Raw genomic sequence first — 12,251 nt, 5'->3', positions numbered from 1 at the left:
TTTTAGCGCAAATCAAATCGCCGGGCGTATGGCAGGCGCATTGTAGGTCAGATGTTCGTGACCAAGTCTCGTGACCCCAGAGGATGACTGCCTAGAAATTGAAACGACCCGTTCAGCAATGATTAAACCTAGTTTCAATCGATGAGAAGTCGGACATTGTCTCGGTAATCTTTCTTAGCAAGTTCGCCTTACGCTTGAGGACATAAAAAGAAAGTAACAGGAGAAAATCGGTGCTGTTTCTGACCGCTGTAAGCTTGGGCCTTTGTGCAGCCATGCTGCGTTCGGCCTTCTCCATGGCACTCGTTGCCGTCCTGATCGTTGCCGCATTCGGCGCGGCGGCATTGACGGGCCCGGTGTCCTTCATCGATCTCGCCATTGTACTCGGTGGTTACAATATCGGGATTTTCGGGCTTGTTGCCGGAATGCTGGTGTTTTCACGCCGCAGTGCCGAAGCCTGAATTCGATATCACCCGCTGATCTGCGGGTGGAATTTGCCTCATACCGTTCGAAAGCCCGCAAACTGTAATCAGTTCGCGGGCTTTTCTGTTTGTCGATCATTGGCCGGCGTAGCGAAAGAACATGAAGCCTTTCGGATCTGGGGAGGGCAGTGGTTCGAGATAGGTTGGCACCTTGCCCGCGGCGAGGGCGGCGTAAAGCCCGTCGGGCTTCATCTCTATCAGGTTCTCCGTTTGCGGATCATTCTTGCAGAAGGCGAGGATCGAGGCATTGGAGCCGCGGAAAAATGCCTCGGCTTCAGAAGGGGTTGCAAGGCCGATGTGCAGTTCGGTCAGCATTCCGCCCTGATTGCGGTGATAGGGCGCGGAGATGGCCCGGTGATGTGTGAAGCGAAGGATTTCTGCGCCGCTGTTGGATGGCGATACGACGAGGCCCGCCGGAAGCATCGCCAGAGCCTGCCATTCGGCAGGGCTGCCGCATTCGCCCACCTCGGCGCTTGGCGTGCCGGATCTGGAAATGGCTGACAGATTGAAGGAATTGCGCACGCCTTCCTGAGCCACGATGCCGACAAAGCCCCAGATGACCGGCACGGAGGCCAGAACACCAAGAATATAGGCAACGCCGGCATTCATGTTTTCCGGCTCCTTGCCGGCATGATGCCTGAGCCCGGTAATCACCACGGCCAGCGGCAGGATGCTGAGCGCGTTGGAAAAGAATGACGAGCGCAGCTGGATCAGTGCCACTCCCCAGGCTGTCGCGATCAATGCCAGCATGATCAGGTGAAACTCGGTGCGTTCGCCACGCATGATTTCGAAACCGCAAACGGCGAGCGCAAACAGGCCGACGGCATAAAAATAGCCGAGCATGTAGGGTTCGCCGCGGATTTCCGCGAGGATGGATTGTGCCTCGGTCACATTGTTGAGCCAGAGCTTGACAAGCATGGGGTCGAGATTGGCGAGCGGGCTGCCAAGGCATTCCGGTGCAATCAGTTTCGTTGCGACCAGAACCAGCATGCCAAGCATGATCATGGCGCCAATACGCATGCGCAGGCCTGCCCGTTCCGGCAACAGGCTGCAGAGAAACAGCCCGGCGCCTCCCAGCGCTGTCGGAGCGAGGAAACCGAGGGAAAGATTATCGCAGGTGACGGCGGAATAAAGACGCGGCGGTACGGTTATCAGGAACGCTGCCGTAATCGCCATGGCCAGGGTCAGGCCGAAGGCGCGAGCGGCATATCGAAACGCATGACCGTGCCAGACCCATTGTAACGTCACGCACAGGCAGGCGATGGCGACCATCGGCACCGTTTCCGCGCCGATCGCGATGGCAAATGCTGCTGCAAGGCCGGCAATAATGTAGCTTCGCGACCGGTAAAGCGGATCGAGCAGCATGGCGGCCATCATCATGATCAGGGCGATCTGGACATTGTGGTGATCGATGGAGCCGGGGTGGAAGCGTATGGAGGTGTAGACGTAAAGCGAAGCAAGGCCGAGCGCGATATGCATGGTTGCGCCATTGCCCACGCGACGGGCGGCGATGCCGACAGCCGCAAGAAAGACAACGGCCATCAGCAGCGGCCAGATGGCAAGCGCAATCGCCTCTGCCTGCTGGTTGGCCGTGAAGAGCGAAAAGAAGCGGATCATCGCGCCGATCGGCAAGTCCACGAACCGTGACCAGTGCATCAATGTGCCGCCATCAAGCCCCAGACGGTATTGCTGCATGTCGAACCAGTGCTGACCGCCAAGCCAGTCCCGAATCTCCACCAGACGCATGATGTCGTCATTGTCCTGGCCGACATAGTCGACGGCATTCGGCAGTGTCGAGACCAGGATGGCGAGGACGACGGCAAGGCAATAGAACAGGAGAGGTCGCAACAGTGCTGGTCGCGCCGGCTGTCCTGTCAGGTCACCGCCGCCTTTGCTCGCCATCGAAGTCTTCATAGTCGTCCCGCATGTTTTTCACTTGCCGAAACCTAGATTTAACCTTCTCAAGAAATAGTAAAATCTCCGCCGTCGGAGCGTTTTTCCGATGATTTACCGTGTATCGAGTGGAAATCATGGACGAAGCCATCAGCAGTGACCTTGAGATCGCTGTTCTCTTGCCGTGTTACAATGAAGCAACCACGATCGCGTCGGTCGTCCGCGGTTTCCGCGAGGCGCTGCCGACCGCGAAAGTCTACGTCTATGATAACAATTCGACCGATGGCACGGCCCTGCAAGCCATGCTGGCGGGCGCGCATGTCATGCGTGAACGTCGTCAGGGAAAGGGTTACGTCGTACGCCGCATGTTTGCCGATATCGAGGCCGATATCTACATCATGGCCGACGGTGACGGCACCTACGCACCGTCCGATGCCGAAGAACTGATCCGCACCATGCTGACCGAGCGCGCCGACATGGTGGTCGGCACCCGCCGTGGTGTGCATGACGATGCGGGTCGCCAGGGGCATGCCGCCGGCAACCGCCTTTTCAACATTCTATACCGCTCGATGTTCGGCCGCGATTTCACCGACATCTTTTCCGGTTACCGCGTTTTCTCGCGCCGTTTCGTCAAAAGTTTTCCGGCTGTTTCCGGTGGTTTCGAAATCGAGACGGAAATGTCCGTCCACGCCTCGCGCCTCAAGCTTCCGGTGATCGAGCTGGAACTCGATTACGGACGTCGGCCGGAAGGTTCGCATTCGAAACTCTCCACCTATCGTGATGGCGCAAAAATCCTCTGGATGTTCGCCATGCTGATGAAGGAAACCCGGCCTTTCGCGTTTTTCGGCATCATCAGCGCCGCCATCTTCGGCGTCAGCCTTGCGTTCATGGCGCCGGTCCTGACCGAATATTTCGAGACCGGTCTCGTCAGCCGCATGCCCACATGGATGTTGTCCATGTCGCTTCTGATGGTGTCGCTTCTGGTCTTCACCGCTGGCATTATCCTTGATTCCGTATCGCGTGGTCGCGCCGAGCAGTTGCGTATCCATTACATGGGCCTGCACGCCCGCCCGCCGCGTTTTTATCGCGATGCGCCGGCCTTCGTGAAAGTGCCGGATGACGTGGTCGAGACCGAAAACAAGCGTTCGGGTGCATCGGCGGCATGACACGTTTTTTGCGGTTCATGATGGTTGGCGGCATCGGCTTTGTGGTCGATGCCGGTGTCACGCTCGGTCTCTTGGCAACGGGCTTTTTCGGCCCGTTCACGGCGCGTGCGGTGGCGATCGTGCTGGCGCTTATGTGCACGTGGTTCTGTAATCGCAATTTCACCTTCGGTAAGTCCGGCCATCATGTCGTGCGTGAAGGTGTGCTCTACGGTTCGGTTGGCATTACCTCGTCACTTCTGAACTATGCGATCTATTCCGGCCTGCTATTGAGCATGCCGATGCTGCGGCCGATCTTTGCGCTGATCCTCGCCTCGGCTTCGGCCACGCTCTACAGCTATTTCGGCTACGCCCGTTTCGTCTTCCGTCGTCGCCACTAGGCGACGGGTTTACACCGGTTCCCAGCCGTCCTTGTCGCTGGCCCGGTAGATGGCATCGATGAAACGCTGGTTGAGAAGAGAATTTTCCAACGTCACCACCTCGGCGCTCTCTCCCACGGCAGCGCGGGCAAAGCTTTCGGCCTGCCGCCGGTATTGCCTGCTGTCCTGAAAACGGAAGACCTGCGAAACCGTGTGTTTCTGGTTGGTCAGCTCGATTTCTTCCGCGCCCCAGCGATCAGCATTAAAGGGCGATTTCACTTCGATGAAACCTTCGGTGCCGTGGAACACCATGACCTGCCGGTTGCCCATCTGGGTGGCGATGTAGAAGGACATGTCGAACGAGCCGAAATCCGCCTTCACGCTGGAATAGATATCGGTGCCGAATTCCGGGTCGCGCTCGGTTGTCGCCTGCACCCTGACCGGCTCCTTGCCCGTCACCATGCGCGTCGCCATCGCCGGATAGACGCCGATATCGGGCAACCCGCCACCGCCGAGTTCGGGGATGTTGCGCATGTTGCCGGCGTCACGGTTGAAATAGGTGAATGCGCCCTGCACATGTTTCAGCGTGCCGATCGCGCCATCTGCCAGCAATTCGCGCACCTTATGCCAGACTGGCGCATAGGCGATCATGAAAGCTTCGCAGATCAGCACCTTGTTGGAATCGCGGGCGGCAATCAGGCGCTCGATATCCGCTGCCTTCAGAGCAATGGGCTTTTCGCACAAGACATGTTTGCCGGATTCCGCCGCCTTGGACGTCCATTCCACATGCTGGCTCGTCGGCAGTGGAATATAGACGGCGTCGATGAGATCGGATGTCAGCATCTCCTCGTAGGAGCCGAAGGCGTGCGGCACGGAGAAACGATCCGCCATCGCCCGCGCTTTTGATAGGTCGCGGCTGGCAATGGCTGTCACCACGCAGTTTTCGGCATCCTGAATGGCAGGCACCACGGCATCGCGGCCGATCTTGGCGGTGGACAGAATCCCGAAACGCAGCATTGATCTCTCCTCTTGAAATGCAAGGCGAAGATTAGGGTGGCGCTCTTTCGGCTTCAATGCGGCTTATCCGGTATTCTGGAAAAAGCATGATCCTGCTCAAACTAATGGATGGCATCCCATCGATATTCGGTTAGCCTGTAATTTCCACCCGAGAACAGACAATCCGCAAATCTGGAGAATGCCATGGCGTTGCGCACACTCGGCCGGACAGGCCTTTCCATTTCCCCCGTCGTGTTCGGCGGCAACGTGTTTGGCTGGACGGCGGATGAAAAGACGTCCTTCGATCTGCTCGACCGGTTTTTCGAGGCGGGTTTCAATACGATCGATACGGCGGATGTCTATTCGAAATGGGTGGACGGCCATTCCGGCGGCGAAAGCGAAACCGTCATAGGCAAATGGCTGAAGCGCGGTACCGTTGCGCGCGACAAGGCCGTCATCGTCACCAAGGTCGGCCATCCGAACATGGATGATCGCAAGCTCAAGGCTGCCTGGATTGCCGAGGCCGTCGACAGGTCTCTTTCTCGCCTGCAGACCGATTATATCGATCTCTATCTTTCGCATTTTCCCGACGACAGCACGCCGCATGAAGAAACGCTCGGCGCGTTCCAGAAACTGAAGGATGCGGGAAAAGTTCGGTCGATCGGCTGCTCAAATTTCAGCGCCGAGCAGCTGAAAGCCTCGCTCGAGGCCGCGGAGAAGAACGGCCTGCCGCGTTACGATGTGCTGCAACCGGAATACAATCTCTATACCCGTGAAAAATTCGAGGGCGCACTTGCTGATCTGTGCATTGCCGAGGATATCGGCGTGATCAGTTACTATGCGCTCGCCGCCGGGTTCCTGACGGGCAAATATCGCAAGCCGGAGGATGCTGAAGGCAAGGCACGTGGTTACCGCATCCCGGATTACATCAACGACAAGGGGCTGAAAATTCTTTCGGCACTCGATCAGGTATCGGCGGAAACCGGTGCCAGCCTCGCCGCGATTGCCATTGCCTGGGCCGGCAAACGGCCAGGCATCACCGCGCCGATCGCCAGCGCCACCAGCCTCAATCAGCTTGATGCCATCATCGCCGCCGGCAAGCTTGAGCTTTCCGATGCGCAGATGAAGCTGCTCAACGAAGCCGGCTGACGGTTCGGGCGACACATTGTTTTGAAGGACGGCGCGGTTTGACGCTCGCGTCGTCCTGCCTACATGAAAGCCAGTCGGCACTCGCCGGATTTTTCACGTTACCGATATTGGAGACCTTCATGGACAACCGCTCGCTCGGCCGCACCGGACTTTCCATCTCGCCCGTCGTTTTCGGGGGCAACGTGTTTGGCTGGACGGCTGATGAGAAAACGTCATTCGCATTGCTCGACAAGTTTTTTGACGCCGGTTTCAACACCATCGATACCGCCGATTGCTATTCCGGCTGGGTGTCGGGCAATGCAGGCGGAGAGTCCGAAGCCATCATCGGCAAATGGCTGAAGCAGTCAGGTCGTGCGCGCGACAAGGCAATCGTCATCACCAAGGTCGGCTCTACGCCGCAAGGTTCTGCCATGGAAGGCGGTCTCGCCAAGGCTCGCGTGATCGAAAAGGTCGAGGAGTCGCTGCGCCGCCTGCAGACCGATCATATCGATCTCTATCTCTCCCATTGGCCCGACCCAAAAACCCCTCACGAGGAAACGCTTGCTGCCTTCGCCACTCTGAAAGAGCAGGGAAAGATCCGTGCCATCGGCTGCTCGAATTATGACGCTACACAGTTGCAGGCGTCCTTCGACGCTGCCGAAAAGGCCGGCCTGCCGCGTTACGATGTGCTGGAACCGGAATACAATCTCTATGACCGCTCCGGTTTCGATGGTGCGCTTGCCGATCTCTGCAAGGCCAAGGATATCGGTGTCATTACCTATTTCAGCCTCGCTTCAGGCTTTTTAACCGGCAAATACAAAAGCAAGGCGGATGCCGAATCCAACAAAAATCGCGGCGGCATGGTCGCAAGGTATTTTGATGAGCGTGGCACCCGCATCCTGTCGGCGCTGGATGAGGTCGCAGCCGAAACCCATTCTCAGCCGGCTTCGGTCGCGCTTGCCTGGATCGCCCAGCGCCCCGGCGTTACCGCCCCGATCGCCAGCGCCACCAGTTTGCGCCAGCTGGATACGATGATTGCCGCCGGCAATCTGAAACTGTCGGATGATCAGATGAAGCAGTTGAACGACGCCAGCGCTTGATCAAGGCTCCGACGAAAGGCGCGAGACAACGCGTCTTTCGTCGGTCAGGTCTTAACGCGGAAAAAATCGACGAAGGCCCGCAGCGCCGGCCGCATCTGCTGACGCGAAGGGTAATAGATGTAGAAGCCGTCGAACGGCTCGCACCAGTCCTCCAGCACACGCACCAGTCGGCCTTGCCGCACATCCTGCATGATGCGTTCGTCGAAAATGAAAGCCAATCCGGCGCCATCCAGTGCGGCTGTCCTGATCAGCGTCTGATCGCTGAGGATCAACGGTCCGCGCACATCAACGACGACAGTCTTGCCCTGTTTTTCCAGTTCCCAGCGGTAGATGCGCCCGCTACCAAACCGCCGGCGAATACAGCGGTGGCTCAGAAGATCCTGCGGCTGGAGCGGGATCGGATGATCCTCGAAGTAACTCGGAGACGCTACAATGGCACCGCTCAGCGGTGGGCCGGCGCGCACGGCGATCATGTCCGGTTCCAGATGCTCGCCCAACCGCAGACCGGCATCGTAACCGCCGGCAACGACATCCTCGAAACGGTCGTCGGCCCTCAAATCCAGTTCGATTTCCGGGTAAAGCCGCAGGAATTCGCCTATCCGGGGGACGATCAGATCTTCCGCCGCCAACCGGGTCATCGTTACCCGCAACGGTCCGGCCGGACGGCCTGCCTTTTCGGCAAGGCTGCCCAGTGCCGCGCTGATATTGTCGAGCGCCGGCGCCAGCGTTTCCAGCAGTCGCTGGCCTTCCTCTGTCGGCGCCACGCTGCGTGTAGTGCGCGACAGAAGCCGCAGGTTGAGGCTTGCTTCCAATGAAGAAACGGCATGGCTGATCGCGGAGGGTGCTATGTTGAGTTCGCGCGCCGCACCGCGAAAGCTGCCGGCTTCGGCAACGGCGGCAAACACAGCAAGTTGGGAAAGCTTTGTTCTGTCCATTGTTCTAAATTTTAGAACAGGCTTGCTGGATTTGCAGCAGTTTTCTCCGGCTTAGCACCGTTCTATGTTTTTCAGGTTGCCGGTTCGCCCGGCTCTTCGATTTCAGCAAGGATGATGATCGTGAAAACACGCAAACTCGGAAAAGAACTCAGCGTCTCGGCCATCGGCCTCGGCTGCATGGGCATGAGCCACGCTTATGGCGGTCAGGATGAGGCAACCTCGATCAGAACATTGCATCACGCTGTCGAACTTGGCGTCAATTTCTTCGATACGGCTGAAGTTTATGGTCCTTTTGTCAACGAGGAATTGGTCGGCAAGGCGCTGAAACCGCACCGTGACAAGGTCGTCATCGCCACCAAATTCGGCTTCAAGATCGATCTCGAAAAACGTGACGCCAGCGCCATGTCAGGTCTCGACAGCCGCCCCGAACATGTTCGCGAGGTGGCCGAAGCCTCGCTCAAACGTCTAGGCATCGAGGTCATCGACCTGTTCTACCAACACCGTGTCGATCCGAACGTGCCGATCGAGGAGACGGTCGGCGCGATGGCGGATCTGGTGAAGGAAGGCAAGGTGCGTGCGCTCGGCCTCTCGGAAGCCTCTGCAGATATCCTCCGGCGTGCTCATGCGGTTCATCCCATTGCGGCTTTGCAAAGCGAATATTCGCTTTGGACCCGCGATCCGGAGGGCGACATCCTCGATACCTGCCGCGAGCTCGGTATCGGTTTCGTGCCATTCAGTCCGCTTGGTCGCGGTTTTCTGACGGGCAAGATCAAGAGCACGGCGGACATGTCGGAAGGCGACATGCGCCGCGGCCTGCCACGTTTCGAAGCGGAAAACATGGAGGCCAATCTGGCGCTCGTGCGATTGGTTGAAGAAATGGCCGAACAGAAGGGCATCGCCGCCGCGCAGCTGGCACTCGCCTGGGTTCTCGCCAAGGGCGATTTCATCGTGCCGATCCCTGGTGCGCGAAAGATCCCCAATCTGGAGCAGAATGCTGCCGCGGTTGATGTTGAGCTGACGGCGGACGAGGTGCAGAAGCTCGATGACATGCTGGCACCGGAAAAGATCGCCGGTGCCCGTTACGCGGCGCAGGCCATGGCCTGGACACCGAAGAAGTAACTAACGCCGCAAGTCCGGAAATCCCTGATACCGTTCGGAATGGTCACCTTCATTGTTGGCCATTCCGGCCTTCGTCAGCACGCCGCGTGGCGCCACATAGCTCATGATCCGTCGCGCCGGCCTTTCGTGCCACTGGATGTTGAACGCCCATAATTTGGGGAAGAAGCACAGCGAGGCATAGGGCAGGTGGTCGTGGATCCACCACGCCATTTTTTGCCAGTCGCCTTCGCGGTCGTGATTGTCGATCAACCAGGGCACAACGATACAGGCCGTCGCGCCGATAAAACCGTCGGCATCGCGCCGGTCCCAGATATGGTCGGCCGCGGTCGCCGCGTTGGTGGAGCAGTTGAGATTGTTGCGGTTGCCGAATTCGTTGACGTCTGGCGAGCGGTAACCGGAGCGGATATGCAGTCGCCCGAACGTGTCTTGCAGCGGCTCCAGCAATTCCTTGCACAGATGTTGTCCTGCTTCGATAGCGAGGTCCGGGTCCTCTGGAATATTCGGAATACAATAGAATTCGGCAATTTCGGAATGCAGAAAGTCGCGCAGGAAGAAGTTTTGGGACAGCCGCGCTCGGCCGAGATCTTCCAGACCCTTCATCGAATTCGGCTTGCGCATGATTGCCTCCGGCCACCGCAACGTTTTGGTGGTTGGAAGCGTAAGGCGGTGGACTGCAATAGAAAAGGCCCGGAACGCTATGCGGTCGGGCCTTTATCGTGCTCAGCGAATAAAGCTCAGAGCTTGCCGTTGCGCTGCTGGATCATCATGAACGTGTCGTAGCTGTATTCGGCGATCTGCGCCCACAGGTAACCGTCACGCTTGAAGGCCTGCTGGCTGTCAAAGATCTTCTTGAAGGCCGGGTTCTTGGCAGAGATTTCCGCGTAGGTATCCTGGGCTGCCTTGTAGCTGGCGTCGAGAATGTCCTGGCTGAACGGTTTTAGCACCGCGCCTTCGGCTACAAGCTGCTTCAATGCCTTGGCGTTATGAGCGTCGTATTTTGCCAGCATGTTCATGTTGGCATTTGCGCAGGCATCTTTCAGCATGCGCTGATAGGCTTTCGGAAGGCCGTTGAACTTGTTCAGGTTGAAGAAGGCGTGAACCGTCGGGCCGCCTTCCCACCATGCCGGGTAATAATAAAATTTTGCGACCTTCACGAAGCCAAGCTTCTGATCGTCATAAGGACCGACAAATTCGGTGGCGTCGATCGTGCCCTTCTCCAGTGCCGCATAAACGTCACCGCCGGCGATCTGCTGCGGGGTCACGCCGAGCTTGCTCATCACTTGGCCGGTGAGGCCGGCAATGCGCATCTTCAGGCCCTTGAGGTCGTCGATCGTCTTGATTTCCTTTCGGAACCAACCACCCATCTGAGCACCGGTATTGCCAGCCGGGAGCGCATAAAGACCGTGGCCGGACAGGAATTCGTTGAGCAGATCATTGCCGCCGCCGACCGTGAACCAGGAATTTGTCAGGCGGGCATTGAGACCGAAGGGAATGGCTGTGCCGAGCGCGAAGGTCGGATCCTTGCCGACATAGTAGTAGGAGCAGGTATGCGCCATCTCGACCGTGCCGGCCGCTACCGCATCGGCCGCCTGTAGAGCGGGCACAATTTCACCGGCCGCATAGCTGTCGATCCTGAACTTGCCGTCGGACGCCTCGTTGACGCTGGCGGCGATATCGGTCGCGGCACCGTAGATGATATCGAGGCTTTTCGGGAAGGACGAGGTCAGGCGCCAGGTTACCTGTGGGCTTTCCTGAGCAATCGCGGGCGCAGCAAGCGTGGCCGCCGCTGCCGCACCGGCGCCGGCAGCACCGGCCTTGCGGAAAAACGAGCGGCGGTCGAGGTGCGGTTTGTCGGTCGGTTGGGTCATGGGTTCGCATATCCTCCAGATGCTGATGCGCGCCATACTTGTTTGTTGCGCGCCATGCAAGTTTGGCTTTTTTGAACTTTCGCAAAACCTGATGTTTTGTTTCCGAAAGTTGCGCCAAAGCCGCTTTTCCGTTTTTCATGGTAATGTTTAGAGAAAGATGGTTGCTTTTTGATTGCACGAATTTAGAATTAGAATAATTCTAGATAAGGTGTCTTTCAGATGTTCTGGCGTCTCTCCTTCTCACGTAAGCGTAGCTTCAATTCCTTGAGCGAGGAAGAAATCCTCGCGCTTGCCATTGCCTCGGAAGAAGAGGATGCGCGCATCTATCTCGCCTATGCCGATGGTCTCAGGGACAACGCTCCGGCCTCGGCAAAGGTGTTCGAGGATATGGCGGAAGTCGAACAAAGCCATCGCAACATGCTGATCTCGCAGTTTCGCCAGCGCTTTGGCGAGCGCATACCGCTGATCAGGCGCGAACATGTCAGTGGTTTTTATGAACGCCAACCGGATTGGCTGGTGAAGAACCTGCCGCTGGACACGATCAGGGCGCAGGCCGAGGCGATGGAGGCGCAGGCCTTTCGCTTCTACACGGAGGCCACAAAGCGTGTCGGTGATGCCTCGACAAGGGCATTGCTGGGCGATCTGGCTCTGGCTGAACAGGGCCACAGCGATATCGCCGCCATGCTGGAGGAAAAGCATGTGCCGGAGAATGTGAAATCCGCTGAGGATGAAAACGCCCATCGCCAGTTCGTGCTGACCTATGTTCAGCCGGGCCTTGCCGGTTTGATGGATGGTTCCGTTTCGACGCTGGCGCCGATCTTTGCGGCCGCTTTCGCCACCGGCGATACATGGTCGACTTTCCTGATCGGACTATCGGCTTCTGTGGGGGCCGGCATCTCCATGGGCTTTACCGAGGCTGCTCATGACGACGGGAAAATTTCCGGGCGCGGCTCGCCGGTCAAGCGCGGCCTTGCGTCCGGCATCATGACGGCGGTCGGTGGCTTGGGGCATGCGCTGCCATACCTCATTCCCGATTTCTGGACGGCCACCGCCATTGCCGCCATCGTCGTTTTCGTCGAGCTCTGGGCGATTGCCTTCATCCAGAACCGTTACATGGAAACGCCGTTTCTGCGGGCAGTGTTTCAGGTCGTTCTGGGCGGATCGCTGGTCCTAGCCGCCGGTATTTTGATCGGTAATAGCTGAGGCGCGGT

At 58.1% G+C, this 12,251-nt stretch carries 12 protein-coding genes; 7 read left to right on the top strand and 5 right to left on the bottom strand.

Annotation, left to right across the window (positions count from 1 at the left end):
- Positions 1-230 precede the first annotated feature (230 nt).
- Complete coding sequence (locus GAO09_RS02040) at positions 231-458, top strand: hypothetical protein (RefSeq protein WP_153352380.1); 228 nt, start codon at positions 231-233, stop codon at positions 456-458.
- A 96-nt stretch (positions 459-554) separates the two neighbouring features.
- On the opposite strand, the gene GAO09_RS02035 is transcribed toward GAO09_RS02040, so the two are convergent.
- The gene (locus GAO09_RS02035; RefSeq protein WP_410768010.1) at positions 555-2,393 is read right to left on the bottom strand and encodes a hypothetical protein; all 1,839 of its coding nucleotides are present in this window, start codon (positions 2,391-2,393) and stop codon (positions 555-557) included.
- Between the two features lie 116 nt (positions 2,394-2,509).
- On the opposite strand from GAO09_RS02035, the gene GAO09_RS02030 reads away from it, so the two are divergent.
- Together GAO09_RS02030 and GAO09_RS02025 are read left to right on the top strand one after the other, a co-directional pair.
- Entirely contained in the window at positions 2,510-3,538 is a 1,029-nt protein-coding gene (locus tag GAO09_RS02030) for a glycosyltransferase (protein ID WP_153352378.1), read from the top strand.
- Positions 3,535-3,915 carry a GtrA family protein gene (locus GAO09_RS02025; protein ID WP_153352377.1) on the top strand — a complete coding sequence of 127 codons (381 nt, stop codon included), beginning with the start codon at positions 3,535-3,537 and terminating at the stop codon, positions 3,913-3,915. The genes GAO09_RS02030 and GAO09_RS02025 overlap by 4 nt, the downstream gene beginning before the upstream one ends.
- 9 nt (positions 3,916-3,924) lie before the next feature.
- Here GAO09_RS02025 and GAO09_RS02020 read toward each other — a convergent pair whose 3' ends face one another.
- The gene (locus GAO09_RS02020) at positions 3,925-4,911 is read right to left on the bottom strand and encodes a Gfo/Idh/MocA family protein (RefSeq protein WP_153352376.1); all 987 of its coding nucleotides are present in this window, start codon (positions 4,909-4,911) and stop codon (positions 3,925-3,927) included.
- Between the two features lie 183 nt (positions 4,912-5,094).
- Between GAO09_RS02020 and GAO09_RS02015 the strand changes: the two genes are divergently transcribed.
- A complete protein-coding gene (locus GAO09_RS02015) occupies positions 5,095-6,039 on the top strand; it encodes an aldo/keto reductase (RefSeq protein WP_153352375.1) in 945 nt (314 codons plus the stop codon).
- Between the two features lie 119 nt (positions 6,040-6,158).
- Complete coding sequence (locus GAO09_RS02010) at positions 6,159-7,118, top strand: aldo/keto reductase (RefSeq protein ID WP_153352374.1); 960 nt, start codon at positions 6,159-6,161, stop codon at positions 7,116-7,118.
- A 44-nt stretch (positions 7,119-7,162) separates the two neighbouring features.
- On the opposite strand, the gene GAO09_RS02005 is transcribed toward GAO09_RS02010, so the two are convergent.
- Entirely contained in the window at positions 7,163-8,053 is an 891-nt protein-coding gene (locus GAO09_RS02005) for a LysR family transcriptional regulator (protein ID WP_153352373.1), read from the bottom strand.
- A 120-nt stretch (positions 8,054-8,173) separates the two neighbouring features.
- Between GAO09_RS02005 and GAO09_RS02000 the strand changes: the two genes are divergently transcribed.
- Positions 8,174-9,172 carry an aldo/keto reductase gene (locus GAO09_RS02000; protein ID WP_324184961.1) on the top strand — a complete coding sequence of 333 codons (999 nt, stop codon included), beginning with the start codon at positions 8,174-8,176 and terminating at the stop codon, positions 9,170-9,172.
- Here the strand turns inward: GAO09_RS02000 and GAO09_RS01995 are convergent, their stop codons facing one another.
- Positions 9,173-9,790 (bottom strand): hypothetical protein, encoded by a 618-nt coding sequence (locus tag GAO09_RS01995; RefSeq protein WP_153352371.1) that lies wholly within the window; start codon positions 9,788-9,790, stop codon positions 9,173-9,175.
- A gap of 116 nt (positions 9,791-9,906) precedes the next feature.
- A complete protein-coding gene (locus GAO09_RS01990; protein ID WP_153352370.1) occupies positions 9,907-11,040 on the bottom strand; it encodes a TRAP transporter substrate-binding protein in 1,134 nt (377 codons plus the stop codon).
- A 219-nt stretch (positions 11,041-11,259) separates the two neighbouring features.
- Between GAO09_RS01990 and mbfA the strand changes: the two genes are divergently transcribed.
- Positions 11,260-12,243 carry an iron exporter MbfA gene (mbfA, locus tag GAO09_RS01985; RefSeq protein ID WP_153352369.1) on the top strand — a complete coding sequence of 328 codons (984 nt, stop codon included), beginning with the start codon at positions 11,260-11,262 and terminating at the stop codon, positions 12,241-12,243.
- The last annotated feature ends 8 nt before the right edge of the window (positions 12,244-12,251 follow it).

Origin of the sequence: Endobacterium cereale, from assembly GCF_009617585.1 — a bacterium.
Taxonomy (GTDB): Bacteria; Pseudomonadota; Alphaproteobacteria; order Rhizobiales; family Rhizobiaceae; genus Neorhizobium; species Neorhizobium cereale.
Note: the sequence above shows the minus strand (reverse complement) of the source record. Positions and strands in the feature narration are given on the sequence as shown.

What these genes read in the sequence shown, in the direction of transcription:
- GAO09_RS02035 (WP_410768010.1), bottom strand. Translation starts at nt 2,393, where the DNA reads ATGAAGACTTCGATGGCGAGCAAAGGCGGCGGTGACCTGACAGGACAG.
- GAO09_RS01990 (WP_153352370.1), bottom strand. Translation starts at nt 11,040, where the DNA reads ATGACCCAACCGACCGACAAACCGCACCTCGACCGCCGCTCGTTTTTC.
- GAO09_RS02030 (WP_153352378.1), top strand. Translation starts at nt 2,510, where the DNA reads ATGGACGAAGCCATCAGCAGTGACCTTGAGATCGCTGTTCTCTTGCCG.
- GAO09_RS02020 (WP_153352376.1), bottom strand. Translation starts at nt 4,911, where the DNA reads ATGCTGCGTTTCGGGATTCTGTCCACCGCCAAGATCGGCCGCGATGCC.
- GAO09_RS01995 (WP_153352371.1), bottom strand. Translation starts at nt 9,790, where the DNA reads ATGCGCAAGCCGAATTCGATGAAGGGTCTGGAAGATCTCGGCCGAGCG.
- mbfA (WP_153352369.1), top strand. Translation starts at nt 11,260, where the DNA reads ATGTTCTGGCGTCTCTCCTTCTCACGTAAGCGTAGCTTCAATTCCTTG.
- GAO09_RS02010 (WP_153352374.1), top strand. Translation starts at nt 6,159, where the DNA reads ATGGACAACCGCTCGCTCGGCCGCACCGGACTTTCCATCTCGCCCGTC.
- GAO09_RS02025 (WP_153352377.1), top strand. Translation starts at nt 3,535, where the DNA reads ATGACACGTTTTTTGCGGTTCATGATGGTTGGCGGCATCGGCTTTGTG.
- GAO09_RS02015 (WP_153352375.1), top strand. Translation starts at nt 5,095, where the DNA reads ATGGCGTTGCGCACACTCGGCCGGACAGGCCTTTCCATTTCCCCCGTC.
- GAO09_RS02005 (WP_153352373.1), bottom strand. Translation starts at nt 8,053, where the DNA reads ATGGACAGAACAAAGCTTTCCCAACTTGCTGTGTTTGCCGCCGTTGCC.